Origin of the sequence: Amycolatopsis sp. lyj-108 (assembly GCF_046549005.1) — a bacterium.
GTDB lineage: Bacteria > Actinomycetota > Actinomycetes > Mycobacteriales > Pseudonocardiaceae > Amycolatopsis.
Map to the genome: position 1 here is coordinate 203,949 of NZ_JAJPWQ010000014.1, position 22,688 is coordinate 226,636.

At 68.2% G+C, this 22,688-nt stretch carries 22 protein-coding genes; 8 read left to right on the forward strand and 14 right to left on the reverse strand.

Going from position 1 to position 22,688, the window contains the following annotated elements; translation table 11 throughout:
* Window positions 1-26: 26 nt before the first annotated feature.
* Window positions 27-1,592: a PucR family transcriptional regulator gene (locus tag ACLJO0_RS38075; RefSeq protein ID WP_410584310.1), complete on the reverse strand. Its 1,566-nt coding sequence runs from the start codon at window positions 1,590-1,592 to the stop codon at window positions 27-29.
* Between the two features lie 117 nt (window positions 1,593-1,709).
* On the opposite strand from ACLJO0_RS38075, the gene ACLJO0_RS38080 reads away from it, so the two are divergent.
* Genes ACLJO0_RS38080 through ACLJO0_RS38090 form a run of 3 tightly spaced genes read left to right on the forward strand, consistent with a single transcriptional unit; the run spans window position 1,710 to window position 4,197 of the window.
* Window positions 1,710-2,927 carry a serine/threonine-protein kinase gene (locus ACLJO0_RS38080; RefSeq protein ID WP_410584312.1) on the forward strand — a complete coding sequence of 406 codons (1,218 nt, stop codon included), beginning with the start codon at window positions 1,710-1,712 and terminating at the stop codon, window positions 2,925-2,927.
* A gap of 56 nt (window positions 2,928-2,983) precedes the next feature.
* Entirely contained in the window at window positions 2,984-3,610 is a 627-nt protein-coding gene (locus ACLJO0_RS38085) for a ClpP family protease (protein WP_410584314.1), read from the forward strand.
* Window positions 3,607-4,197 carry a ClpP family protease gene (locus ACLJO0_RS38090; protein WP_125795249.1) on the forward strand — a complete coding sequence of 197 codons (591 nt, stop codon included), beginning with the start codon at window positions 3,607-3,609 and terminating at the stop codon, window positions 4,195-4,197. Before ACLJO0_RS38085 ends, ACLJO0_RS38090 begins: the two co-directional genes overlap by 4 nt.
* 160 nt (window positions 4,198-4,357) lie before the next feature.
* Here the strand turns inward: ACLJO0_RS38090 and ACLJO0_RS38095 are convergent, their stop codons facing one another.
* Together ACLJO0_RS38095 and ACLJO0_RS38100 are read right to left on the reverse strand one after the other, a co-directional pair.
* Window positions 4,358-4,690 carry a helix-turn-helix domain-containing protein gene (locus ACLJO0_RS38095; protein WP_125787482.1) on the reverse strand — a complete coding sequence of 111 codons (333 nt, stop codon included), beginning with the start codon at window positions 4,688-4,690 and terminating at the stop codon, window positions 4,358-4,360.
* 45 nt (window positions 4,691-4,735) lie between these two features.
* On the reverse strand, window positions 4,736-5,680 hold the full coding sequence (locus tag ACLJO0_RS38100) for a GlxA family transcriptional regulator (RefSeq protein ID WP_410584317.1): 945 nt from the start codon (window positions 5,678-5,680) through the stop codon (window positions 4,736-4,738).
* A gap of 71 nt (window positions 5,681-5,751) precedes the next feature.
* Between ACLJO0_RS38100 and ACLJO0_RS38105 the strand changes: the two genes are divergently transcribed.
* Window positions 5,752-6,087, forward strand: a complete 336-nt coding sequence (locus tag ACLJO0_RS38105) for a cupin domain-containing protein (RefSeq protein ID WP_410584319.1) — start codon at window positions 5,752-5,754, stop codon at window positions 6,085-6,087.
* Here ACLJO0_RS38105 and ACLJO0_RS38110 read toward each other — a convergent pair.
* The 4 genes from ACLJO0_RS38110 to ACLJO0_RS38125 all read right to left on the reverse strand — a co-directional run bounded on the left by ACLJO0_RS38110 (window position 6,072) and on the right by ACLJO0_RS38125 (window position 7,856).
* A complete protein-coding gene (locus ACLJO0_RS38110) occupies window positions 6,072-6,647 on the reverse strand; it encodes a dienelactone hydrolase family protein (RefSeq protein ID WP_410584321.1) in 576 nt (191 codons plus the stop codon). The two genes, ACLJO0_RS38105 and ACLJO0_RS38110, sit on opposite strands and share 16 nt — an antisense overlap.
* Window positions 6,644-7,303 carry a pentapeptide repeat-containing protein gene (locus ACLJO0_RS38115; protein WP_410584323.1) on the reverse strand — a complete coding sequence of 220 codons (660 nt, stop codon included), beginning with the start codon at window positions 7,301-7,303 and terminating at the stop codon, window positions 6,644-6,646. Before ACLJO0_RS38115 ends, ACLJO0_RS38110 begins: the two co-directional genes overlap by 4 nt.
* Window positions 7,304-7,396: 93 nt before the next feature.
* Window positions 7,397-7,573 carry a CsbD family protein gene (locus ACLJO0_RS38120; RefSeq protein ID WP_125787480.1) on the reverse strand — a complete coding sequence of 59 codons (177 nt, stop codon included), beginning with the start codon at window positions 7,571-7,573 and terminating at the stop codon, window positions 7,397-7,399.
* Window positions 7,574-7,649: 76 nt separating this feature from the next.
* On the reverse strand, window positions 7,650-7,856 hold the full coding sequence (locus ACLJO0_RS38125; RefSeq protein WP_410584325.1) for a hypothetical protein: 207 nt from the start codon (window positions 7,854-7,856) through the stop codon (window positions 7,650-7,652).
* A 373-nt stretch (window positions 7,857-8,229) separates the two neighbouring features.
* Here ACLJO0_RS38125 and ACLJO0_RS38130 point away from each other — a divergent pair, with 373 nt between their 5' ends.
* The 4 genes from ACLJO0_RS38130 to ACLJO0_RS38145 all read left to right on the forward strand — a co-directional run bounded on the left by ACLJO0_RS38130 (window position 8,230) and on the right by ACLJO0_RS38145 (window position 11,595).
* Window positions 8,230-9,126, forward strand: coding sequence for a hypothetical protein (locus ACLJO0_RS38130; RefSeq protein ID WP_410584327.1), 897 nt, complete (start codon window positions 8,230-8,232; stop codon window positions 9,124-9,126).
* A gap of 82 nt (window positions 9,127-9,208) precedes the next feature.
* Window positions 9,209-9,736 carry an EF-hand domain-containing protein gene (locus ACLJO0_RS38135; RefSeq protein WP_410584329.1) on the forward strand — a complete coding sequence of 176 codons (528 nt, stop codon included), beginning with the start codon at window positions 9,209-9,211 and terminating at the stop codon, window positions 9,734-9,736.
* Window positions 9,737-9,793: 57 nt separating this feature from the next.
* Window positions 9,794-10,510 (forward strand): hypothetical protein, encoded by a 717-nt coding sequence (locus tag ACLJO0_RS38140; protein WP_410584331.1) that lies wholly within the window; start codon window positions 9,794-9,796, stop codon window positions 10,508-10,510.
* Window positions 10,507-11,595, forward strand: coding sequence for a hypothetical protein (locus ACLJO0_RS38145; protein ID WP_410584333.1), 1,089 nt, complete (start codon window positions 10,507-10,509; stop codon window positions 11,593-11,595). The genes ACLJO0_RS38140 and ACLJO0_RS38145 overlap by 4 nt, the downstream gene beginning before the upstream one ends.
* Before the next feature lie 9 nt (window positions 11,596-11,604).
* Here the strand turns inward: ACLJO0_RS38145 and ACLJO0_RS38150 are convergent, their stop codons facing one another.
* From ACLJO0_RS38150 to ACLJO0_RS38180, 7 genes are all read right to left on the reverse strand, one after another.
* Complete coding sequence (locus ACLJO0_RS38150; protein ID WP_410584335.1) at window positions 11,605-12,858, reverse strand: CHAT domain-containing protein; 1,254 nt, start codon at window positions 12,856-12,858, stop codon at window positions 11,605-11,607.
* Window positions 12,855-13,103: a hypothetical protein gene (locus ACLJO0_RS38155; RefSeq protein WP_410584337.1), complete on the reverse strand. Its 249-nt coding sequence runs from the start codon at window positions 13,101-13,103 to the stop codon at window positions 12,855-12,857. The genes ACLJO0_RS38150 and ACLJO0_RS38155 overlap by 4 nt, the downstream gene beginning before the upstream one ends.
* 1 nt (window position 13,104) lies before the next feature.
* Window positions 13,105-15,033 (reverse strand): hypothetical protein, encoded by a 1,929-nt coding sequence (locus tag ACLJO0_RS38160; protein ID WP_410584339.1) that lies wholly within the window; start codon window positions 15,031-15,033, stop codon window positions 13,105-13,107.
* Between the two features lie 25 nt (window positions 15,034-15,058).
* Window positions 15,059-16,570, reverse strand: coding sequence for a hypothetical protein (locus tag ACLJO0_RS38165; protein WP_410584341.1), 1,512 nt, complete (start codon window positions 16,568-16,570; stop codon window positions 15,059-15,061).
* A gap of 140 nt (window positions 16,571-16,710) precedes the next feature.
* Window positions 16,711-17,409 (reverse strand): Crp/Fnr family transcriptional regulator, encoded by a 699-nt coding sequence (locus tag ACLJO0_RS38170; protein WP_410584343.1) that lies wholly within the window; start codon window positions 17,407-17,409, stop codon window positions 16,711-16,713.
* An 85-nt stretch (window positions 17,410-17,494) separates the two neighbouring features.
* Entirely contained in the window at window positions 17,495-18,187 is a 693-nt protein-coding gene (locus ACLJO0_RS38175) for a Crp/Fnr family transcriptional regulator (protein ID WP_410584345.1), read from the reverse strand.
* Window positions 18,188-18,279: 92 nt separating this feature from the next.
* A complete protein-coding gene (locus tag ACLJO0_RS38180) occupies window positions 18,280-22,575 on the reverse strand; it encodes a hypothetical protein (protein ID WP_410584347.1) in 4,296 nt (1,431 codons plus the stop codon).
* Window positions 22,576-22,688: the final 113 nt, after the last annotated feature.

The following is a 22,688-nucleotide window of genomic DNA, read 5'->3' on the forward strand; positions in this document are numbered from 1 at the left end:
CAGCAATGGCCCTGACAGGACACGGCCTAGTCAGTCGGCATCTGAGCTGCTTCCAGCGCGAGGAACAGGTCGACCCGGTCCGCGGTCCGCCCGACGTCGCGGCCGGTCAGCTCGGTGACCTTGGCCAGCCGGTTGCGCAAGGTGTTGACGTGCACGTACAGCGCCGCGGCGGTGGCCGCCCACTGGCCGTCGTGGTCGAGGAACGCCCGCAGGGTCGTCTCCAGGTCGCCGTCGCGGAGGCGGTCGTGCTCGCGCAGCGGGCCGAGCAGGGCGTCGGCGAAGGTGTGCCGCCACTGCTCGTCGTGCGACTCCAGCAGCAGCCGGTAGCTGCCCAGTTCGGCGAAACTCGCCGCCACCGGGCCGCCACGCCTGCCCCGGAGCACGCGGCAGGCTTCACGGCTGCGCGACAGCGGCACGCGCAGTTCGGCCGCGCCGGAAACGGGATCGGCGAGCCCGACGACCACGCGCCCGCCGCCGAGCCGGTGCGACACCGCCGCCGCCAGCCGGGGCGCGAACGCGGCGGGCGACTGCCTTCCCGACCGGAACGGCAGCACCGCGACGACGTCTCGGCTGCCCGCCGCCACGACCGCGGGCAGCCCGTCCGCCAGCAGGAAATCCGTCACGGCCTCCGCCATCCCCGCCCGCGTCGCGGCGTCGTCACCCGCGAACGCCAGCGCGATCACCGCCAGCGGCCCGTCCGGATCGACCCCGAACGCCCGCAGCCTGCCGGGCACCTCCGCGACGCGTTGCGCGCCGGAGAGCACCATGTCCAGCAGTTCGACGGCGAACCGCATCTCGATCGCCTGCACCGCCTGATGCCGGGCCACCTCCAGGCTGAGGTAGCGAGCGGTCTGCTCCAGCGCGTCCCGCTCCTCGCGCGTCAGGTCGGCCGCGGGACGCAGGCACAGCAGCGCGGCGTCCGCGTCGCCGATCGCACCCACCGGGAACAGCGCCGCCCGGGTGCCCGCGCCGAGATCCGCCTCCAGCGGCGGCGGATGCCCGGCCAAGGCCTCCGCCGCGGCGCGCGACTGCCCGGCGTCCAGTTCGGCGCCGTCGGACGCGAGCTCCCGGCCCATGCGGTCCACGACCGCCAGCGGCAGTTCGTGCTCACGGCGGAGGACCGCGAGCACCCCGGACGTGCCCGCGCCCCTCGACAGCGCCGAGGTGAGCTCGTCCCCTCGGCGCACCAGCGACATCAGCGCGTTCTGCCGGTCCGCGGCCTGGATCGCCGCCGCCGCGCGGGTGACCGCCGTGAACGGCACCGCCACCGAGATCTCCAGCAGCGGCAACCCGGCTTCGCGGCACGCCTCGGCGAGCACCGGAGGGGTGTCGCGTTGCTCCACGCGCAGCCCGAAGATGATCCCCGCCGCTCCGGCGCCGACCACCCGTGCGACGAACTCCGCCGGCTCGACGCGGTCCAGCCACAGGCCGTTGGTCAGCACGACCTCGTGTTCGCGCACGTACGGCCCGGGATCGGGAAGCTCGGTGTTGTGCACCCACAGCACCTGCTCGGAGAGCGCCCCGTCGCGGCCGGGGACGACCACCCGCAGTTCGAGATCCGGGTCGTCGGCCAGGGCCGCGAGCGTCAGCATGACTGTGAATATATCCAGCCACGTACGTCCTTTATGGATGAACGGCCATTTCATCGTTTTGTCATGAGCGCTGGTTAGCGTGCCTCGGAGACCCTTCAGGATTCGAGGAGAGCCACTGTGACGGCAGTTTCCCGCACGATCGCCGAGCGCTACACCCTGTTGGAGGAGCTGGGTCGCGACGGGACGGCCGTGCTGTGGCGTGGCGAGGACGGGCCGGACGGCCGCCGGGTCGCGATCAAGGAACTGCCGTTGCCCACCCACGAGCCGGCCGTTGTGGAACGCCTCCAGCGGGAGGCCCGCGTCGCGGTGGATCACCCGTCGGTGGTGCCCGTGCACGACGTCGTCGCCGACAACGGGACGGCGTTCATCGTGATGGACCTGGTGGAGGCACGGACCTTGGAGGAGCTGGCGTCGGCGGGTCCGATGCAGCCGCGGTTCGTGGCCGAAATCGGCGGAAAGGTGCTCGGCGCGCTCGCCGCCGCGCATACCGCGGGCATCGTGCACGGGGACGTGCGGCCCGCGAACATCCTGGTGGCTCCCGACGGCGCGGTGAAACTGACCGGTTTCGGGATCGCCAAGGCCCTCGATCCGACAGGCACCCCCGCGTTCCTCGCCCCCGAAACGATCGCGGGGCACGAAGGCACTCCCCACTCCGATCTCTGGTCGCTCGGCGTGACACTGCTCAGCGCGAGCGAAGGCGGGAACTTCTTCCAACGGGCGAACGTCGCGGCCACGCTGTACGCCGTCGTCAACGAGCAGCCGTCCTTCGACCGGACGTACGGGCCGCTCGCGGACGTCCTCCGCGGGCTGCTGGCGAAAGCGCCGCAAGCGCGCCTGCTGCCGGATCACGCGCTCCCGCTGCTGGCCCAGGCCGCGAGTGGGGTCGCAACCCCGGTGCCGATCCTGCCCGCGCCGCGGCGGCCCGGGCTGACCCCGCCCTCCGTGTTCGCGGTCCTGGCCGGAGTGGCGGGTATCGTGCTCGGCTTCGCGCTGCTCGCGAACGCGATGCTGGTGCACCAGGCGTACTACTTCTTCGAGTTCGCGCATCTGCCGATCACCGTGGGAGACCTCAGCTTGGTCCTCGCCGGAGTGGCCGCGGTCGCGGGTGGCGCGAGCCTGCTCGCCAAGGTCCGGGCAGGGCAGATCATGCTCAGCGTCTCCGCGCTGCTGACGCTGTTCTCGCTGTGCCTGCTGACCTTTCTCGGCGACGATCGGGAGCACCTCGGCCTCCCGGTTCAGCCGGGGCTCACCATCGATGTCCTCGTTCTCGTCTTCGCCGTCGTCCTGGCGGGAGTCGTCTGGCTGGTCCCGGCCAAGCGTCCTGCTGTCGGCTGATCCGCTCACAGCAGAGAAACCGGCGGCCGCCCGCGCCCCGGCGGCATGGTCGGGGCATGACCGACTACGAGAAACAACCACTCTTCGACCAACGGCTCCGGGAACGGTTCTTCAGCCAGCGTGTGCTGGTCCTCGACGGCGCGCTCGACGACGACAACGGCACGGTCCTCACCACCCAGCTGCTGTCCTTGGCGAGCGAGGATCCCCGCAAGGACATCGCGTTGTGGATCCACTCTCCCGGCGGTTCGGTCCCCTCGATGCTCGCCATCCGCGACGTGATGCGGCTCGTGCCGTGCGACGTCGCCACCCTCGCACTCGGGCTGGCGTGCAGTGCCGGGCAGTTCCTGCTTTCCGCGGGCACCCCTGGCAAACGGTTCGCCCTGCCGCACGCGCGGATCCTGATGCACCAGGGCTCGGCGGGCATCGGCGGTTCGGCCGTCGAAGTGGAGGTGCAGGCGGACGACCTGCGCTACACGCGGGACACGGTGCTGGGCCTCATCGCCGACGACACCGGGCAGCCCATCGACCGGATCTTCGCCGATTCCCTCCACGACCGCTGGTTCACCACCGGGCAGGCGCGCGAATACGGCTTCATCGACCACATCGTCGAAAGCCTCGACCAGGTCGTCCCCGTCCGCACGCACAGACTCGGCCTCGGCACGGAAAGGGGTGCGGGCGCATGAGCACCTACACCATCCCCAACGTCATCTCCCGCAGCCCCGCCGGCGAGCGGATCATGGACGTCTACTCGCATCTGCTGTCGGAGCGGATCATCTATCTCGGGACCGCGATCGACTCCGGCGTGGCGAACGCCCTGATCACGCAACTGCTGTACCTGGAGGCGGACAACCCCGAGCAGGAGATCAACCTCTACATCAACACCGAGGGTGGCGACCCGTCGGCGATGCTCGCGCTGTACGACACGATGCGCTTCATCAAGGCGCCGGTGGCGACGACCTGCGTCGGCCAGGCCGTCGCGGCCGGCGCGATCCTGCTGGCCGCGGGCGAGGCGGGGCACAGGTTCGTGCTGCCCCACACCCGGGTGGTGCTGCACCAGCCCGCCGCGCAGGGCCGCGGCACCATCCCGGACCTCATCCTGCAGGCCGACGAGGTGGTGCGGGTGCGGACGCAGCTGGAGGAAATCCTTTCCGCGCACACCGGCCGCTCCGTCTCGGATCTCCGGCACGACACCGACCGGGACCGCGTGTTCGACGCGGCGGGCGCGGTCGCCTACGGACTCGCGGACCGGGTCCTCGACGAACGTGCCTAGGCGCTGTCCTGTGAGTCTGTTCGATGGGCTTCGTGATCCAGGTGGTTCCTGACGGTGCGGGCGGATCGGCCTCGTACCGGGTCGTACTCGGCCGCATCCGCCCGTGCCGTCAGGGACCACCTGGGCGCGAAGACCGCGAACATGACTCGCAGGGCAGCGCCTAAGCAGCCATGAGCACGGGCCCTCGCGGGCGGCGGCCGACCGCGAGACCCGTACTGCCGCCCCGGCTGATCGTCCCCGCGATACCGAAGAGGAGGTCCGCCAGGTCGATCCCGAGCGCGCCGGTGACCGCGGCGATCATCTCGCTGGACGGTTCCTTGCGGCCGCGCTCGATCTCGGAGAGGTACTGCGGCGAGATCCCGGCGCGTTCCGCGATGTCGACGAGGCGGCCGCCCTGGTCCTCCCGCGCGGCGCGCAGGCTCTTGCCAAGCACGTCACGCCACAGCGGCTCCGGTTCGGGGCGCTTCTGCTGGAAAGGGAGGATGTCCGCCATACGATCATCGTGACATCGCGCCGGGACGCGCGGGCGACGTTCCGCTCAAGGCGAAACCGAGCCCCGGAACGCGCGCCGGTACGCGCCCGGCGTCGTGCCGACCTGATCGCGGAAGCGCCGCCGGAGGTTCACGGCCGACGTCAGCCCGACGCGGGTCGCGATCACCTCCACCGGCAAGCCGGTCTCCTCCAGCAGGGTGCGCGCCTCGGTCACGCGGCGCGTCAGCAGCCATGCCCCCGGCGTGGTGCCCAGCTGATCGGCGAAGCGCCGGGCGAGCGTGCGAGGCGAGACGTTGAGGTGCGTGGCCAGATCACCCACCGACAACGGTGTCCCGAGGCGGTCGCCCGCCCACTCGAGGAGACCGTCCAGCTCGTCGCCGGGCGGCGCGGCCGGAACGAACTGCGCCTGACCACCGTCGCGGTGCGGCGGCATCACCATATGCCGGGCGACGAGGGCGGCGTGCGCGACGCCGTGGTCACGCCGGACCAGGTGCAGGCAGAGATCGATCCCCGCGCCCGCCCCGGCACTCGTGGCGACGTCGCCGTGGTCCACGTAAAGCACATCCGGTTCCACGCGTATCCGCGGGAACTCCTGCTGTAGCTGAGAAGCACGCGCCCAGTGCGTGGTCGCCGCCCTGCCGTCCAGCAGCCCGGTGCGGGCCAGCGCGAAAACGCCGGAACAGATCGTGACGAGCCGCGCTCCCCTGGCGTGCGCGCGCAGGAGCGCTTTGCGCACGGGGACCGACAGGGGTGCCTCCACCGGGGACCAGCCCGGGATGAGCACGGTGTCGGCGCCCGCCAGCGCGGACAGGCCCCGGGTCACGGACATCGCGTATCCGGCCGTGGTGGGGACCGGGCCGGGTTTCTCCGCGCAGACGTCGAATTCGTAGTACCGCGGCACCCCGGCGCGCTCCGTGCCGAAGACCTCGGCGGCGATCCCGAGCTCGAAGGTCGACTGCACGGGCCGCACCAGTGCCACCACGCGATGCATGGCAAGAAAGTACCCCATGGTGTCTTCCCTGACACTGTCCGGCGGCCCGGCGGTCGCGGCACCATGAGGTCATGCACCCCGAGATCCTTGCCCAAGAGGGCTACCTTTCCGTCCCTGTCGAGGAATCCCCCGTTCGCGAACTCTTCCCCGGGATCCGGCTGCGTCCACTGTGGACAAGATCGGACGGCGCGCACGCCAACGTGCTGGAAATGGATCCCGGCACCTCGTGGCCGCATCGCGACGTCCACGAACCGGGCCCCGAAGAGGTGTTCGTCGTCTCCGGCACCTTCAACGACGGTGCGCGCGATTATCCGGCAGGGACCTTCCTGCACGCTCCGGCCGGTTCGTGGCACGTGCCCGCCTCGGCGACCGGGTGCACGCTCTTCCTCTTCTACCCCGAGGGCTGAATCGCCAGGAACTCCAGAACTCGTCGCCAGGTAAGGGCCGCGGCGTCCTCGTCGTGGTCGGGCAAGCTGCTGTCGGTGTAGAAGTGGCCCGCTCCGGGGTACGTGAACAGTCGCGCGTCAGCGCCGGAGCGGGTCGCCGCCTCGAGCCAGCCGGGGAGCGCGGCCGGCGGCGCGAAGCCGTCCGGGTCGGCCGCGTGAAGCTGGATCGGCAGCCCCTGGCGGACTTTCGGCGGAATATCGGCGATGGCGTGGAGCAGCAGGACACCGGCGGTGGCGGGCCGGTGCGGGAGCAGGCCGGCGGCCACGACCGCGCCCATCGACAGCCCGGCCAGCACGGTGTCGCCGGGCAGCTCGCGGGCCGCGTCGAGCGCACGTCCGGCGATGGTGCCCCACCCGATCCGGTCCTTCACCGCGAATCCGTCTTCGAGCGTGGACGCGGTCTCGCCGCGGTACAGGTCAGGAGTGGTGACCACGTGACCGGCGGCGCGCAACCGCTCCGCCGCGGCCAGCTCCGCCTGCCGTAACCCCAGTACCGAGTGGAACAGCACGACGTGGGTCATCCGACGACCGACAATCCGCTCTCGGCCGCCAGGATCCCCGCGACCGACACGGCTTGTTCGCCGGTGATCTTCGCGCCGCGCAAAGTCACCAGCCCCCGGACACCGGACAACCGCGAGCCGCGGAGATCGCAGTCCAGCGCGCCGGTCGCGGCGAATTCCGTATCCGTGAACTCACAGTCCACAAAGGTCAGACGCGACAGGTCGCCGGAGAACACCGTTTCCCGGAACGAACAGCCGGAGAACACGACCGGACTCTTCACCCGCTCGACCGTCACCGACGCGTAGTCGAACCGCGCGTTCTCGACGTACAGATCGACGGCCGACGTGATCGCGACCCCCAGCCCGATCGCCCGGCAGCGAAGGATTTCGACCCGGCGTGCGGTCAGTTCGCGGATCGCCGCGTTCGACAGGTCGGCCCCTTCGAGGATCACGTCGGAAAGCGCCAACCTGTCGAGACGGGCGTTGGCCAGGCTCACGTCGGAGACGAGGGAATGCGCGATCTCGCCGCCGCCACGGACCCCGTCCTGGTCGCCGCCGTCGAGATGGACCAAGTCGAAGTCGAAGTCGCCCCGGAACACGGCAGGTTCACTTTCGAGGCCGTCGCGTTCGACCGAAGGGCGCCGCACCTTGATGCCGTCGAAATCCCGGAGGTCCATGATCCGGACCGTACCGCAGGGCTCGCGCGTGAAGGCCCCCTTCCCTTCGCTGAGCCGAGGGAAGGGGGCCTTCACGCGCCGGCGGCCCGCAAGTCAGTCGCGGACGCCCTTCACCGCGTCCTTGATCTTCTCGCCTGCCTGCTTGACGTTGGCCTTGCCCTGCTCGGTCTTGCCTTCGGCCTGCCACTGCTCGTTGTCCGTGGCGTCGCCGACGGCCTCCTTGGCCTTGCCCTTGAGCTCTTCGACCTTGTTCTCGGCCTTGTCGTTCATCAGGGCCTCCCTTCGTTGTCGGCCACCCCTGAGTACCCGGCCTCCGCCTCCGGAAACGGCGTATCCGCTGTGGCCCTCATCTCTCGCCACCCGAGTGGCCGCACGGGAACACCGTCTTCGCGACGAGGGCTTCACACGCCGGGCAGTTGTTCACCGGCCGTTCGCGACGGCCCCAGTAGGGATGGACGGCCCCGCAGAGCGCGGTGACCCGCTCACCGAGTCCGGGATCCGGGTTGCAGACGGGGCAGTAGGCGTGCGCCGCCCGCTCGACTTCGGCTGTCATCCGCCACCTCCGGGTTCGGCTCGACGTACGGCCGTCTAGGTCGTTATACATACTTTCGCGCCTGTACGCCCGTCATCGGGTTGCCTGAGGACACGCGGTCCGCGCGGGGCGGCTATGGCATCGACGCACGGTCGGCCCTCACCGGGTAACGATCCGGGCCCGCACGCAACGCCTGGGAGCGGATCGCCGACTGCCAGGCAAGCCATTCTCCGGATGCGAGGCGCACCATGTCCGACAACGAAAGCTCCGAATTCAGCGAGCGGAACGAGCATGAACGGCGCTGGAGCGGTTCCGGGGAATGGACACCGCGAGGCAAGCGAGGTGACGCGGAGGGTGAGAGCGCCTACAACCCCCGCCTGACCGTTCTCGATCAATGCCTGGCGATGATCCGCTACGGCACGAAATGGGCTTGTCCCTTCCCGCCGAAGCTGTCGATCTCGTGGACGCGGCGCGGAGACAGGCAGCTCTTCAGCCCGACGACGTGTCCTACACGGTGCTGCCGCTCAGTGCGTTGACCGAGGCCCACAAGCAACTCGTGACCGCCGTGGCACCGGCCAATCCGAATACCATCGAACTCCTCGCCGACGAAGAAGCACACGGCGTCCGGCGTTACTTCGGCGCCACCAAATACGCGCGCTCGCTCGCCTTCCTCGCGATAGCGCTGTTCACCGCCTTCGTACTGCTTCAGGTCTGGCGGACGGGCGCGGGTGCCCCGTTGTGGCTGGACATCGTCATCACCGCGCTTGCCTCGGTCATCGGCGGGATCTTCTACGTGATGTTCGCCCTGAGCCGTCAGCTCACACGCGGTTCCTTCGAACGAGGTCTGGAAGGCAGGTACACCAACCTCATCATCCTCGGCGGCCTCGCCGGGACGGCGCTGGCGTTCCTCATCGTGGAGCCGGCGGCGACCACCACCACTCCCGATTCCACGAGTATCAGCGTGCTGCTGACCCGTCCACTGCTCGCGCTTCTCGGCGGGTTCTCGGCACGGGCGGTGTACCGCATCCTGGAGCGTCTGGTCGGCACCGTCGAAGCGCTGATCAAAGGCTCCGGCGACGAACTCGTCGCGGCGCACGAACTCGCCGCCAAAGCCCGCGCGACCGCGGAGATCTTCGACCACAAGACGGAAACGGTGACGGACCTTCTGCGGATCAGCCGAGGTATCGCCAACGGCTCCGGTGTCGACCAAATCCGGTCCGAGATCGAAGCCCTCGTCGCGAACATCATCAAAAGCCTTCCGCCCTCGGCACTGCCGCCGCAGACCGAGTGAACAGCCGTCCCCCGATCGTGGCTCGCCGGGCCCCTGAATGGCCGATATGCCTTTAGTGCGTGCGGTTCTATCGTTCGGACGCATGGCTAGCGACTTGCAACGGCGCAAGATCTCGGGCGTCTTCGCCGCGATGGATGCCGACGGCGACGGTTTCCTTCAGGAACAGGACTTCCAAGAGCTGGCCGAGCGCTGGGCGCGGCGGCGCGGGCCGGGTGACGAGCGGCTCCTGACCGGCATCATGCTGAGCTGGTGGACGACGTTGCTCGCAGCCTCGGATCTGAACCGCGACGACAAGGTGACCCTCGACGAGGTCCTGCTGGTGGTGGACAAGCTGCCGGACACGCCCGAGGCCGTCACCGCGACCGCCGACGCGATGTTCGAAGCCATCGACGAGAACCGCGACGACCTCATCTCCGCGGAGGAGTACCACCAGCTGATCGAGGTCTGGAACGGCCGCCCCACCGACACCGACACCACCTTCCCGCTGTTGGATTCCGACGGCGACGGAATGCTGTCCCGGGACGAGTTCGCCGCGCTGTGGCTGGAGTTCTGGGCGGGTGACGACGCCGAAGCGCCGGGCACCTTGGTCTTCGGACCGCTCGCGGCCTGACGTCGCGGCTCTCTGTTCCAGCCGCTGTGCGTTCCACCGCTCTGTGACATCGTGGAGATGACAGGGTGGGAGGAGCTGATCGTGACGTTTCGAGCGGTCTTCGGAGCCAGGAAACGACATCATCCGATACGGGTTTCCTTCAGTGCCCTGCTGCGGGTGACCGATGACGATCGGTACGTCCTGTTCGATTCACCTGCCCGGCCCAGTTCCTACGGGCCACCCGGCGGCGTGTTCAAGGTTCATCCTCCCGCCGGGCGGATCCTCGAGTCCTGGGGGTTCCAGCCCGATCGTACGGCCGAAGGTGCCGACCGGATGAAAGGCGACCTCCGGGGACTCCTCCCTGCCGACTCCTTGCGATTCTTCCAAGAATGGTTCGACACCGGCGCGTACCGGGAAACCGCCGCCGAATGTCTGCGCCGGGAGTTGCGGGAAGAGATGTCGGAAGTGGGCATCGGCGCACCGGGATGGTCCCTCGGGTCGCTGACCTTCGACCCGATCCGGACGGTACGGGAAGGACCCGGCGCGGTACCCGGGAAGCCGTATCAGCAACTGCGTAATTTCGAGGTGTACGAACTGTCCACGCGGTCGCCCGAAGCCGTCCGGTTGCGCCGGGAACTGGTCGAGGCCGGACACGACGACGGTTGTCCAGGAGTGATCTGTGCGAGCTTCGACGACATCGCGCACGGCCGCCTCGGCCGCGCTCTCATCGCACCGCAGAGCGCGTTCCTCGCCGGTTCGGCGCGGCTCGCCGCCGACCTTCCCTCGCTGCGATGATCAGCATCGTCAGCAGTGACGTGCACCTCGGCGCGGTCCGCTTCGAACCGCCACACACGCGCCCGGCGTCCGCACCCGCCGGCCCGGGGTACTTCGAGGTGCATGGACGGTTCACGCTCGAGCAGGCACGGAGCGAGATGCCGTTCGTGGCGGCGCACCTCGTCATGGGATTCGACGACCCGCGCATCGAAGTACCGGAAGCGGCGGGCGAGGCCGTCGAACCGAGCAGCCCGATGGCGGTCGGCGAACCACCCGGAGGTTGTGGCTGGCTGCTCGGCGATCCTCTGGGTGACACGCCGATACCGGCAGCCGGAACGGTGCGAGCCCTGCTCCGCGCGCCGTCGGATCTGACCGCGTTGTCGGGATTCCTCCGGCTGGACGCCACGGTCCTGACCGGCCGCGGCCGCCCGCGCCGCGCGCACGGCGGTTGCCCGCCGGTCCGGTTCGAAGCCCTGCCACCGGAAGGCTGGGCACCGGCCGTCGTCTCTCCCGCGCCCACGGCCGGTCTCGCGACACCGGCCGTGCGCTTGTGCGTCGCGGTGGACACCGAGTCCTACAGCCGGTTCACCACGAGCGAAGCCGCACGTTCCCAGCAACGGCTTCTCGACGTGCTCGTCCATGCGCGGGAGCACGCCGGGGTTCGCGAGGCGAACATCGACCTCCAGCACTCCGGCGACGGGCAGTTCGCGATCTTCCCCGCCGGAATCGACGAATCGGTGGTCATCCCCCGATTCGTGGCCGGGCTGCGGACCGCGCTCGCCGCGACCAACGCGGACCTCAGCCCGCATGCCCGGCTTCGACTGCGCGTCGCCCTTCACCGCGGGCATGTGGCCGCGGGGGTCAACGGCTGGATCGGCTACGCGCCGATCGCCGTGCACCGGTTGCTGGACAGCGCTCAGGTCCGCGCCGCGCTCCTGCGTGAAAGCGACGCGGACTTCGCGTTGATCGTTGCGGAAGTCCTCTTCACCGACATCATCGCGGACGGATCGGCCTCACTGGACCCGGCGAGGTTCGAGCCGGTCGAGGTACGGGTACCGGAAAAGAACTTCGCCGAACGGGCGAGGGTGTACGTGCCGGGATGCTGAGAGCCTCGCTCAGTGTTCTTTGCGGAACAGCACCGGGACCTCCCCACCCCGCCCGTGACCGTCGCCGGTCATCATCGAGGCCCTGGCCATCCGGTACGCCGGTTCGATCTCCAGCCCGGCCCCCAGCGCCTGATAGAAGCCCACGCTGAAGTCCATCGCGGACTGGTCCCCGATCCAGCTGCGCATCCCGATCACGTAGGCGATGTGTTCGGACAGCGCCTTCGCCATCGTCTCGCTGTGGCAAGCGTTGACGAGGACGCACTCGACCGTGCCTGCCATCTCCGCGAACAACGCGGCGACCCCTGCCACCGGAAGCGGTTGTTGTCCGCCACCCGCGTTCTCGGCGATGAACCGGCCGTCTTCGTCACCGTGGCCGGAGAAGTGCACGATCCGCGGCTTGTGATCGAGCAACGCCTGAGTCAGGTCCCGAGTTTGCAGCGCTCCGTGATCGTCCAGTTCGAAGCGCTCGCGATGGGCGCTCTTGCGCAAGGTCTCCTTGATGTCCCGGACTTCTCTCGCCAGCCTGAGCCGCTGTTCACTGTCCGGATTCGCGGAGAGGTAGAGAATCCGGATCTGCCCGGAGCCCACCTTCCCCGCCTGACTGACCTGCACCGTGAATCTCGTGGAGATCTGGGCCCGCTGCGCGGCCTTGTCGGTACAGACCGCCGTCACGTGCACCGGCACCTCGCGTCCGGCTTCACCTGCCAGCAAAGGAAACTCGAACGGTTCCTGCTCGCCGGGCGGCAAACTCACAAGCTCGACGAAAGTCCCGCCGGGGTCCACCGTGAACGGCCCTCGCAGGCTCACCCTGCCCCATTCGATCGGCGTCTCACCGATGTTGGTCAGCGACCCGCGCAGGATGTCCCACTCACCGTGGGCCAGGACCGGCGTGGCCAGCGCGACCTCGAACCGCGGCGGCGGCACCTTGATCTCCTCGACCGGCGGAGCGACCACCAGCGCCGCGCTGAAATCCGGAATCCGGCACGCGGCGCCGCGCGGGTCACGGAACGAGAAGTTCGCGCCCGCCGTCCAGGATCCGGCCCGCAACGGACGGACCCGGACGACGCCGCTACAGCTCTCTCCTGGTGCCAGTCTGCCCACTTCGAGCTCTTTGCTGCCGCGCACAGCCGAAACCTGTGGCGGCAACCTGAGCGTGAACACGATGTTGGTGCAGACACCGGCCCCGTGATTGGTCAGCCGGACGGTGAGGTCGGTGGCCCGGCCGACGTTCAGCCCGCCGGTGAGTACCTCTGCCGTGATCATCCTTGGATCCCTTCGAGCAGGGTCGCCCGCACGTGATGCGTCTTGTTGCAGCTGTCGCAGTGCACGGCGGACCGGTTCCCCGGGATCGGCAGGGCATCCGGAGGCGCGGCGAAGGCTTCGTCGATCGCCACGATCACCTGATGTTCACGGCACAACGGTTTGCCGCAGTGGTGGCAGACCGCGTCGACGGCCACCCCCTTCTCCTCGTCCTCGCGGACGTTGCAGTCGCCGCATTCCCAAGCCATCTCAGTCCTCCTCTTCCCACGAGCCGCCTTGCCGGTCGGCCTCGGCCTGCTCGTTCTCGAGTTCGGCGTCCAGTTGCCGGAAGAGCTGTTCCGAGATGCGTCCCTCCAGCACGGCGATCCTCAACTCCCTCCGGCGCCGCTGTATTTCGTGCGACCCGGTGGACGCATCACCGCTGTTCCGTCCGGCGTGCCGAGGCTGATACGAATCGTCCGTGGTGCGGCCGTTCACTTCCGGGCGTTTGCGTTCTTGGAGGGTGTCGCTGACTATGTCGCTGAGCCCGTACCAGACGGACTTGATCCGTTCCTCCATTTCCTCGCTCGCGTAGGCGCCTTTGACCGAGAGACGGACCTTGCTGTTGCCCGCGATCGCGTGGATGTCCCCGCCGTAGATCTCATCCCCCGCGAGCCCGACGTAGAAGTCGACCGGGTAGACGCCTTCGTAGAGCCGGCCACCGATGTCCCAGGCCCGGGTCAGGGCGTTCGCCCGATCCCCGCTGCGAGGGGAATGGCCGATGACCCACTTGACGTAGTAACCGCTTTCGCTCATCGCGTCGGTCAACGCGATCAGTGTTTCGTGGTCGGGGATCACGCCAGGGAATTCACGGCTTTCCGGACACTGCACGAGGTCGTCCCGCTTCTGGTCCGGTACGACCCGTACATCCTGGTAACGCACTCCGCGCAAACTCAGCGAAATGCCGGCCGTGACCTCGGTCTTCACTTCCTTGTCCCGGTTGTCACCGTTCCGGGGACCGCCCATCGGGTGGTGGAAGTCGACGCCCTCGAGTCCGGAAAGCGCCCCTTTGAACGAGACGACCATGGAACCGGTGATCACGTCGCTCAACTGGATCCGGTCCTCGAACCGCACCGACAGCGTGAGCCGGTGATCGGCCTTGGCTCCCAGCGGCAGCTGCTTCCACTCGATCAGCCGTCCACCGGTCTCCGGGTCTGCCTGGCTGCTCACCGTCGGACCTTCGGAAGCGAATTCGATGTTCCCCCAGGAAACGGGAACGTACAAGGTCAACCGCTCCACGCGGTCCGCCTCGAGGGTCACCTCGTCCGACGGCCAGTTACCCAGCCACTGCAGATCCAGTTGCAGCGCCCGCTGATCCGATTCGGGGACCAGCGCGGGAGTCAGCCACAGGGGGATCTTGTCGACGTCCAGCCCGCCGGACAGCCGGTGAGTGAGCCTGAACCGCCACTTCGCACCCGCGCGGCTGTCTCGTCCGGCCAGGAAGGGATGCTCGCTCGCGAAACCGGACAGCGGCAGCACCGGGGGCCGGAACCCCGGGTCGACGAACTCGAGCCCGGCCCTGCCTGCCAGGACCGCGTACCCGGCCGAGAACTCGATGTCCTGGCTCTCGTCGAGCCGGAACTTGTCGCGGTAGGCGCGGAGGCGGTCCTGATCAGGACGGCCGAAGGTCATGTCCAGGGCGATCTCGCCTTCGACCGGGGTCATGGAACTGTGATAGGCCCCGTTCTCGTCGAGGGCGAGACTGCCCTGCACGACCTCGCGGACCCGGATGGAATCGATACTCGGCACCACCGGCAACGGCGGCCGGTTCGCCAGCGCGGTGGCGACCCTGCGGTGGTTTTCGTACCAGGCCAACGCGCCGCCCGCCAACCCCAAGAGGAGCAGCGTCAGCCCGAGTGGCATCCAGACGAACAAGAGCAGGAAGCCCAGCCCGGCTGTCGCACCCCCGAGCCAGATGTACTTGTCGATCGGCGGTTTGACCACGTGTTCATGGTCTTCGCAGTGCTGGGGCTCGGCCTTCCGGAAGCCCAGGTCGCCGAACTCGCTGGTGATGATGGGGCCCGAACGATGCTCAGGGCACAGTGGGCGTCCACAGTGGTGGCACAGCGCCGCGATGTCCGGTGAACCGCAACGATGACACCGCGGCCGGGGCGCGCGAGCCTGGATCGTGATCGACATTTCTCGGCATTCCTCTCGTGACGGGTCAGTGCGTGGCGCGGATACTGGCGAAGCGGTCCCGGAGGATGGCGTGAAGCGCGTTCATCTCCCTGGTGATCACCCGGCTCGTCCGCGGCAGCGCACCGGACATGAACAACCTGAGCTCGCCACTCGGGAACGTCGTTTTGTACGTCTTCCCTCCGCGTTGGACCCGTCGTTCGGTTTCGTGCCGGGTGCCGTCGACGTACAACGTCAACTTCATCTTCTCCGGCCCTTCGGAGCGTTCCGCCTCCCCCGTCCACTGACGATTCGTCCCGTTGTCCGAAATACTCCGGAATCGGACGGTGAAACCACGGGTCCGAAGCGCGTTTTCGATATCCGCGATCCGCGCGTCCTCCGGGATCACCTCGTCGAAGTACAGATGCTGATGCGGTTTCAGCGGGCGACGGGCGAACGCGTCGTCGAGGATGAGGTGAACCCGCGAGCCGATCCAGCTGACCTCTTCATGGCCCTCGCAGTCGGCCTTGCGCCCGGCACCGTCGAACACCCTGCTTCTCATTCCCGAAAGCAGGCAGTCCGGGATCTTCACTTCGACCCTGCCGTCCAGGCTCGGTTGCTGGTACAACTCGCCGGGTTGCTCGATCGACAGGAACATCTTCTCGGTGACGAACTCGAGTTCGCCTTCACGCCCCTCCGGCCGTTGCCTCGGCCTCATCGGGATGTTCCGCCACTCGATGCTGCGGCCGACCGGGTTGTAGGTGATCGGGACCGATTCCCGTCCGCTCTCCGGAAGGCTGAGCGTGAGCGCGTGGAGCGAGGTGATCGACGGCCAATCGAGCGCTATCCGGTCGATGACCGGCCTTGGCGCCTCTCGCTCGTTCTTCCACGGCAGGACCAGCCTGACCTGCAGCATGAGCAGGAGGAACGACTCGAAGTTCGGCTGCTGGCTCAGCTTCGCGAAATCCACGCCGCCTTCGCCGCTCATCGGCAATCCCCGGATGTCGCTGATCGTGTCCGGGTCGATCAGTTCGACCTGAACGTCGATCGGGATCAGCTCGAGCTGCCCCGGCGCGTAGTCGTGCCTGATCGTGCAAGCGTGCCGGTCACTGCTCAAATCGGTCACCTCACCCGGGCCACCGCCCCCGGTCACCGGGACGCGGATCGGGAGCGAGCCATAGGTGTCGTCGAGGCCCAATCGCTCGCCGAGATCGGTCTGCTGGTGGCGGGCGAAGACCACGTGCCCGATCAGCGCGCTGACCGCCTCGCCGGAGGGCTGTCTGAGGAGGGCGGCCGCGACATCCTCGCAGGCCTCGCGAGTGAAGTGATCCGCCCCATCGAAGGGCACGACGATCTCGATCTCCCCGTCGGGGGCCTGGCTGTGTCCCATCGACGAGTTCCGGGAGATCTCCTGTTTGTAGTAGTACCTCTCGGTCACCTTGACGGTCTCGGGATGGGCGCGGGCGAAGACCTCCGTCCCGGGCCCCGGCCCCGCCCGCCGCGGATCGAACTTGCTGACCACCTTGCGCACGATCTGGAAGCTGTCGCGGGAAGCCGGCATCAAGAACCCTTTCGGCGCGGTCTTGCGCGTAACACCTTCGCCCGGACGGACGCGCCCGGATGCGGGCAAAGTCCATCGTTTGGCGGTGGCGGAACGATGACGGCCCCACTGTGTGACACAACGCGCCGAGTGACCCCGTACTAGTACGGGATCTCGTCAGAAAGTTCGCCGAATCGCCGCAGACGGTCCACATCGGTGATCAGGACACGGCGATAGAGCCGGTCGAGGGCTCCGCCTTCCTCCAGTTGACGGAAGGCCTTCTCCACCGAGCTCAGCCCGGTTCCCGCCAATGAGGCGATATCCTTCTGGGACAACGGAATCGCGAGCCCTTGGCCGACGGCCGGGGATTCGCCCCATTTCCCCGTTACCTCGAGCAGCGTCCTGGCGATCCGGACCGGGGCCGGGCACGCGATCAGATCGACACCTCGGCGGTCCGAACCGCGTAAGCGGCCGCTCAGCACCTTCGCCAGGGCAAGGGAGGTCTCCGGGCTCCGTTCGAGGAACTCCACCAGATCCCTGCTGTGGATCACTTTCGCCTGGACCGGGACGCAGGCGATCACATGCGCCGACCGCGGTCGCCGTTCGAGCGCGGCCATTTCCCCGATCAGGTCGCCCGAGCCCCGGACGGCTATCACCACGTCCTTGCCGCGCTCGGTGTCGACGACGATTTTGACCAGACCGGCGAGGATGAGGACGGCGTACCGCGCCGATTCGCCCTGGCGGACGATGCGCTGATGGGCCGCGTACGTGGCCGACGTGCCGAGACCGAGCAGTGCTTCCTTGTTCCGGCGACCGAGCACGCCCAGCAGGGAACGCTGTGGCCATTCCTCGACGTTCACCGGCTGCACTTTGCCGAATGGATTCCCGCCGAACCCCGTTCTGGCACGGGATTCGGCGGGTTCACCGCAGTCGGGCGGACTCGCCTCAAGCCGGGAGGACCGCGGCCGCCCGCAGCGCGGGTAGATCCACGATCGTCATGCGCCGATAGCCGGTATCGAGGATTTCCCGCCGTCGCAACTCGGTGAGCGATTTGTGCACCGTCGGTTCGGCGGCGCCGATCAACGCGGCGATTTCGGGCTGGGTGAGCGGGAAACCGATCTCCCATCCCCGCGAAGTGTGGGTGCCATAGGCCGAAACGAGGGCGACGAGGACGCGCGCCAAGCGTACCGCGACGTCGTAGCCGCTGAAGTCGACCCGCCGTTCCGTCGACCACCTCAGCTTGGCGGCCATCAGCCTGCCGACCGCGACCGCCGCGTCAGGATGCTCCACAAGGAAACGGTGGAACTCGGCTCGCGGCGCTACACGGGCGCACAGCCGCCCGACCGCCGTCACGGTGGCCGAACGAGGTTCACCGTCGAACCCGGCCAGTTCGCCGATCAGGTCACCGGCACCCCGAATCGCCAGCAGCGCCCGGCCACCGTCGGCGGTGGTCGCGGTCACCTTGGCGCAGCCATCCAGCAAGAGCAGGACGAACGTCGTCGATTCCCCTTCGCGTACCAGCACATCCCCGGGCCGGAAGACGCGTCCCGTGCCGATCCGCATGAGGCCCGCAGCGGTCCCGGGGTTCACCGCGGCGCACAGCCCTCGATCCGGCGGGATCGGAGCGCGGACGGTCATCGTTGATCCCGGCCCTTCCCGAATATCCGATTTCACGCCAGTAAGCTCGCAGAAAACAGGGTAGGCGTTACGGTCCTCCCCGATCGGCCCAATCAGCAGGGGCGGGGCAGAAGTTTTCCGTGTTTTCGTTCCGCTTCGTAAGTCAGTTCTTCGAGGAGCGCCCGTCGCTCCGGTGTCGTTCCCGGTTCGGCCGCTGACCGCAGCAGTCTCGCCGCGATTTCCCTGGGATCGTGCGATTCGGCCGGCGTGCACGGCCCCGGCGCCCAGTGAAGGATCGCCTGGCGTGCGGCGGTATCCAGTGGTCCGCCATCGCCCTTCGCCGCGCGGAGCAACGGTTCCCAGTCACCCAGGAATGCCAACCCCGTCGAACGTCCCGCGTCGACGGTGGGATGCAGCCCGGCTGTGTCGAAGCCGACGAGAACACGATGGGCGTCCGCGTATTCTCCCGTTTCCCGGGCGAAGCCTCCCAGTGCCGCCAGAACCCGTGCGTGTGGCGCGATCCCGACGATTCCGTGACGCCCTGTCGAAAACGTCTCCGTCGCGGTGGCGAGCTTACGATTTCCGGCGATTTCGATTACCTCGGGAAGCGCGTTCGTCAGCTTTGCCGCCGCGACTGCCAGCACCCAGTCCACGACGTCGTCGCGCCGCTCGAGTACCGCCTCGCGAGCTGCCACGCTCAACGGCGGGACGGGAGGACAGGTGCCGTCCCACGATGGCGCATACAGCGCCAGTTCTTCGATGGCACCGTCGACGCCGTCGGCAAGAAGGCGGTCCAGCTCGTCCGGCGCCGGACTGGTGTGCGCCATCATCGTGCTCCACGGCCAATACAGACGAGCCGCCAGATCACGGTCGCGGAGGATTCGCGCCGAACTCCTGGTCAGGGCGAACCCCCGGCGTGGGTCGGCGCGCACCACGGCGTGACACAGTGCGGCCAGCCCTTCGATCCGGTCCGCCTCGACGACGGGAGCGAGTGCGATGACCAGTCGCTCCACATGATCGACGGCAGCGGGCGAAGCCGCCGCGCCGGCAGCGATCAGCAGGAGATGAAGCGGCGACGTGGCCAGGACGGGAAGGACCAGTGCGTCGCGAGCCTGCGGACCACCGGAAAGCAGTTGGTGAGCCGACAAAACGGCCTCGGACTCGGGCAATTCCGTCAGCAGGCGAACTGCATCGAGAGAAGGCGGCTCGAAGGAGAAGCCGGACAACAGATCACCGACGTCGTAAGCGATCCCGTAGGAGAATCGTCTGGTGATCAGTTCCGCCTGCGAGCTCGTCCGCTCCAGCAGGCGCACTCGCGTTTCATTCGCTTTCCGGATTTCCCGGCTGCCGGACATGGTCGGAAGCCTCGCTTCGACATCGCGGAGACCGCTCGCCGTCAACTCGTCCCGCACTTCGCCCAGTCGTGGTGGCACCACCACTTGGAATCGGCGCAAGAGGCCATCGGCCGCGAGGGCGACTCGCGGATCACCTGTCTGGAGCAACTCCCCCAGCAGCATCTCGAGGCCTCTGATCCGCGCCGCGCCGATCACCGCGATGGCCGCGAGCACCGTTTCGGCCGGATGTTCCCCGGAGGCCAGGACTCCGCCGAGGACGTGGCGGGCCCAGACGGCGTATGCCCAGGTGGGTCCTGCCCGCGTCGCGGAGAGTTCGAGCGCCCCCAGGATTTCGAGCTGAGCCGCGGCAGGGGTTCCGGGGTCGAGAAGAACGTCGGAGATGGCCTGACGCGCAGACGGAATCCCGGTCAGCAAAAGGGCTTCCGCGACCGAGCGATGGGTGTGGGAACCCGCGCCGGCATCGGCGAGCGAGGCCCTCCAGTCCCGCACATGGCCGAGCGCCAGTACCGGTCTCAACGCCAGCATCCGCGCCGCGAACCGCGGGTCGGCGGAGATCACGCTTCGCACCATGAGGTCGACGACGGCGTCCGGCGTACTCGGCAACCTCGCCCCGAGAACGCAGATGTCGCGCCACGCGAAGGTCCGCGCCCGATCCTCGGCGAGATCACCGGACAACGCCCGCGCGGCGAAGTAGTCGCGCTCGGCGAGCCTGAGGAAGCGCACACCCCGCGGCGACGCTTCCAGGATTCCGTGCGCGAGCAGGCCGCCCAGCTCGAAACCCGGCCGGACGGGCTCAGCGGTGTCGACGGCCATGGCCGCCACGGATGCCAGCGCCGTCGTCTCCGCTTCGGTGAGATCGCCCGCGAAATACCGTTCGTACAGGGCACCGATCGACGCGGACGATCCTTCTTTCATCGCGGCCTCGGCGAGCATCGCGACCAGGCCTTGGGGTGCTCCTCCATCGGCGCGATGCGTCTCGGCGAGTGTGGACGCCAGCTCTCGCCGCACGGTCATCGGGATCGGACGCCTGCTCAGGAACCAGGTGATGTCGTCTTCGTCCCAGAGAGCCAGCCTGTGCACCGGAAGCTCGAATGCCTCCGCCGCCCGGCCACCGTCGCGAACGGCGACCGACAGGCGAACTCGGGGAAAAAGGGTGAGCAGCGAACGAGCCCACTCCGCGATCCGTTCGTAGCCCGCGTCGGGTACCTCGTCGAGGCCATCGAGCAGCAGGTGGACGGCACCGAGCACGAGCGCTTCACGAGGGACGTCCAGGCGCGGCCCCTCCGGATCCGCCAGGAGTTCGGCCGCCGAGAGGAGCAGAGGGAACCGCAGTGGACCGGAGCCCGGCCCGGGGCCGGCGATGTCGATGGCGCGCCAGTAGGCCAGCTCCAGCAGAAGACGCGATTTTCCCGCCCCCGGCCCGCCGGTCACCACCGCCGAGTCCTCGTGGTCGGCCGCGAGAGGGAATTCGCCGTGCTCGCGGGAAAGACGGACGATCAGTGCACGCGCTCGGTCGGCATAACACGTTCGAGTGAACCGATCACGCAGTTCGTCGACCTCCGGGGCCGCCAACCCCGGATGTCGCGCATCCACGGCGGCGAGCAGGCCCGCCATCAGTGAAGCCGCTCCCGGCCTGGCAAGGTCGATCGCCGGGGCGACCCTGCTGAAGAGTTCGGTAAGCCGATCCCCGTGGGAGAAGGGGTTCTCGGCTGCCAGCCACTCCGTGGCGACCGCGGCGACCGCATGTGTGGCGCGCAACGCGTGCTCGGGGTGCGCGGACCATTTCACCGTGCGGTAGGCCGACAAATGCAGCACTGCCGCGTAGTCGAGCCAAGCGGTGTCACCTGGGTATAGGTGCTGGGAGGCCAGCCTCACCTCGTAGAGGATCCGAAAGGCCACGAGGGCCTGATCTTCGAAGAACCCCTCGACGATTCGGTCGAATTCGGCGACGTCGGTCGCCACTGCCCTGGCTCGGGTGGCGAACGCGAGCGAGCGCTGAATCCGGACGAGGTCCGCGTACGGGAGTCCGGCGAAGACGTCGCGCATCAGGCTGACCTCCAGCCAGGCGGCGTCCGATAACACCGGCCGGTCCTCGGCCGTCCGCGCGAAATCGATCAGCACCGGACGGCTTTCGACGCACATCACGTTGCGCGCGTTGAGATCGCCGTGCACGATACCGCGCACCCGACCGAATCGCGGATCGGTCAACGCGGGCCGGAGCCCGGCCGCGGGATCCGCCGTCCGGACACCGTCCGCGATGACCGCGCCCTCTTTCCGCTCAAGAGAAGCGAAAGCGCCATCGAGTGTACGGCGCTGTTCGGAGAACCTGCTCCGGATCACCCGTCCGGAAAGAACAGCGTCCTTGCCCTGCCCCGATGTTTCAATTCGGACTTCGCAGCCTCCGGAATCAGCGATCCGGAGCTCTTGCCCGGAAACGAACTCACCATGTCCAAGAGAAACTTCGAGAACGTCCTCCGCATAGATCGGTTCTCCTGGAACCGTTCCGGCACTGAGTACGAGATCAGGCCCCAAAGTCGGGTTGAGATCTCGCAAGCTCCGCGAAGAAAAGAATTCCCTCCGGTTGTGAAACGGAGTAGCCATGTGAGCGAAGAGATCGCCGATCACCCGCCGGACGGCCGATACCGAGGCGGAATCTCCGAGCGCCGTCCGGACGAGATCTTCCAAGGTCGGCACCGCAGCCTGCGGCCTGCCCGCGTACTCGGCGACGTGCGTGTACACAACGGCCTCGATCTCGCCGTCACGCTTGCTTCCGATGTCCAGGGCACCTTGCGTCGCCTCTTGAATGGGCGCGCACACCGCGGCCGGATACGGAACGAGCAACCGCCGGTAATTGCCGTACTCGGCCGCCATTTCCTCGGCGGCGCCGATCTTCACCACACGCTGCCGGTACTCCGCACCAGCACGCAGGGCGACTTCGAGCACGAATGCCCCGCTCCGGCCGCCGTCGATCACTCGGGTTATCTCGATGCTTTCGACAGGTCCTTGCCAGCCCTGACCGGATCGGCCGATCCGGTACAGCGCATGCCAGAACATGCCTTTCCTGCCCGGCGGTATTTCAACGTTTCCCGAAAGGATCTCGACGTTGGCCACCTGAACCTCCCCGGCGAGGCGCCATGCGTAGGGTGACACTCTAGCGAGATCTTGGT

Excerpts from the sequence above, each read along its gene's own strand:
- ACLJO0_RS38075 (WP_410584310.1), bottom strand. The coding sequence starts at position 1,592 with ATGCTGACGCTCGCGGCCCTGGCCGACGACCCGGATCTCGAACTGCGG.
- ACLJO0_RS38085 (WP_410584314.1), top strand. The coding sequence starts at position 2,984 with ATGACCGACTACGAGAAACAACCACTCTTCGACCAACGGCTCCGGGAA.
- ACLJO0_RS38090 (WP_125795249.1), top strand. The coding sequence starts at position 3,607 with ATGAGCACCTACACCATCCCCAACGTCATCTCCCGCAGCCCCGCCGGC.
- ACLJO0_RS38095 (WP_125787482.1), bottom strand. The coding sequence starts at position 4,690 with ATGGCGGACATCCTCCCTTTCCAGCAGAAGCGCCCCGAACCGGAGCCG.
- ACLJO0_RS38100 (WP_410584317.1), bottom strand. The coding sequence starts at position 5,680 with ATGCATCGCGTGGTGGCACTGGTGCGGCCCGTGCAGTCGACCTTCGAG.
- ACLJO0_RS38105 (WP_410584319.1), top strand. The coding sequence starts at position 5,752 with ATGCACCCCGAGATCCTTGCCCAAGAGGGCTACCTTTCCGTCCCTGTC.
- ACLJO0_RS38110 (WP_410584321.1), bottom strand. The coding sequence starts at position 6,647 with ATGACCCACGTCGTGCTGTTCCACTCGGTACTGGGGTTACGGCAGGCG.
- ACLJO0_RS38115 (WP_410584323.1), bottom strand. The coding sequence starts at position 7,303 with ATGGACCTCCGGGATTTCGACGGCATCAAGGTGCGGCGCCCTTCGGTC.
- ACLJO0_RS38120 (WP_125787480.1), bottom strand. The coding sequence starts at position 7,573 with ATGAACGACAAGGCCGAGAACAAGGTCGAAGAGCTCAAGGGCAAGGCC.
- ACLJO0_RS38125 (WP_410584325.1), bottom strand. The coding sequence starts at position 7,856 with ATGACAGCCGAAGTCGAGCGGGCGGCGCACGCCTACTGCCCCGTCTGC.
- ACLJO0_RS38130 (WP_410584327.1), top strand. The coding sequence starts at position 8,230 with ATGCCTGGCGATGATCCGCTACGGCACGAAATGGGCTTGTCCCTTCCC.
- ACLJO0_RS38135 (WP_410584329.1), top strand. The coding sequence starts at position 9,209 with ATGGCTAGCGACTTGCAACGGCGCAAGATCTCGGGCGTCTTCGCCGCG.
- ACLJO0_RS38140 (WP_410584331.1), top strand. The coding sequence starts at position 9,794 with ATGACAGGGTGGGAGGAGCTGATCGTGACGTTTCGAGCGGTCTTCGGA.
- ACLJO0_RS38145 (WP_410584333.1), top strand. The coding sequence starts at position 10,507 with ATGATCAGCATCGTCAGCAGTGACGTGCACCTCGGCGCGGTCCGCTTC.
- ACLJO0_RS38150 (WP_410584335.1), bottom strand. The coding sequence starts at position 12,858 with ATGATCACGGCAGAGGTACTCACCGGCGGGCTGAACGTCGGCCGGGCC.
- ACLJO0_RS38155 (WP_410584337.1), bottom strand. The coding sequence starts at position 13,103 with ATGGCTTGGGAATGCGGCGACTGCAACGTCCGCGAGGACGAGGAGAAG.
- ACLJO0_RS38160 (WP_410584339.1), bottom strand. The coding sequence starts at position 15,033 with ATGTCGATCACGATCCAGGCTCGCGCGCCCCGGCCGCGGTGTCATCGT.
- ACLJO0_RS38165 (WP_410584341.1), bottom strand. The coding sequence starts at position 16,570 with ATGCCGGCTTCCCGCGACAGCTTCCAGATCGTGCGCAAGGTGGTCAGC.
- ACLJO0_RS38175 (WP_410584345.1), bottom strand. The coding sequence starts at position 18,187 with ATGACCGTCCGCGCTCCGATCCCGCCGGATCGAGGGCTGTGCGCCGCG.
- ACLJO0_RS38180 (WP_410584347.1), bottom strand. The coding sequence starts at position 22,575 with ATGTTCTGGCATGCGCTGTACCGGATCGGCCGATCCGGTCAGGGCTGG.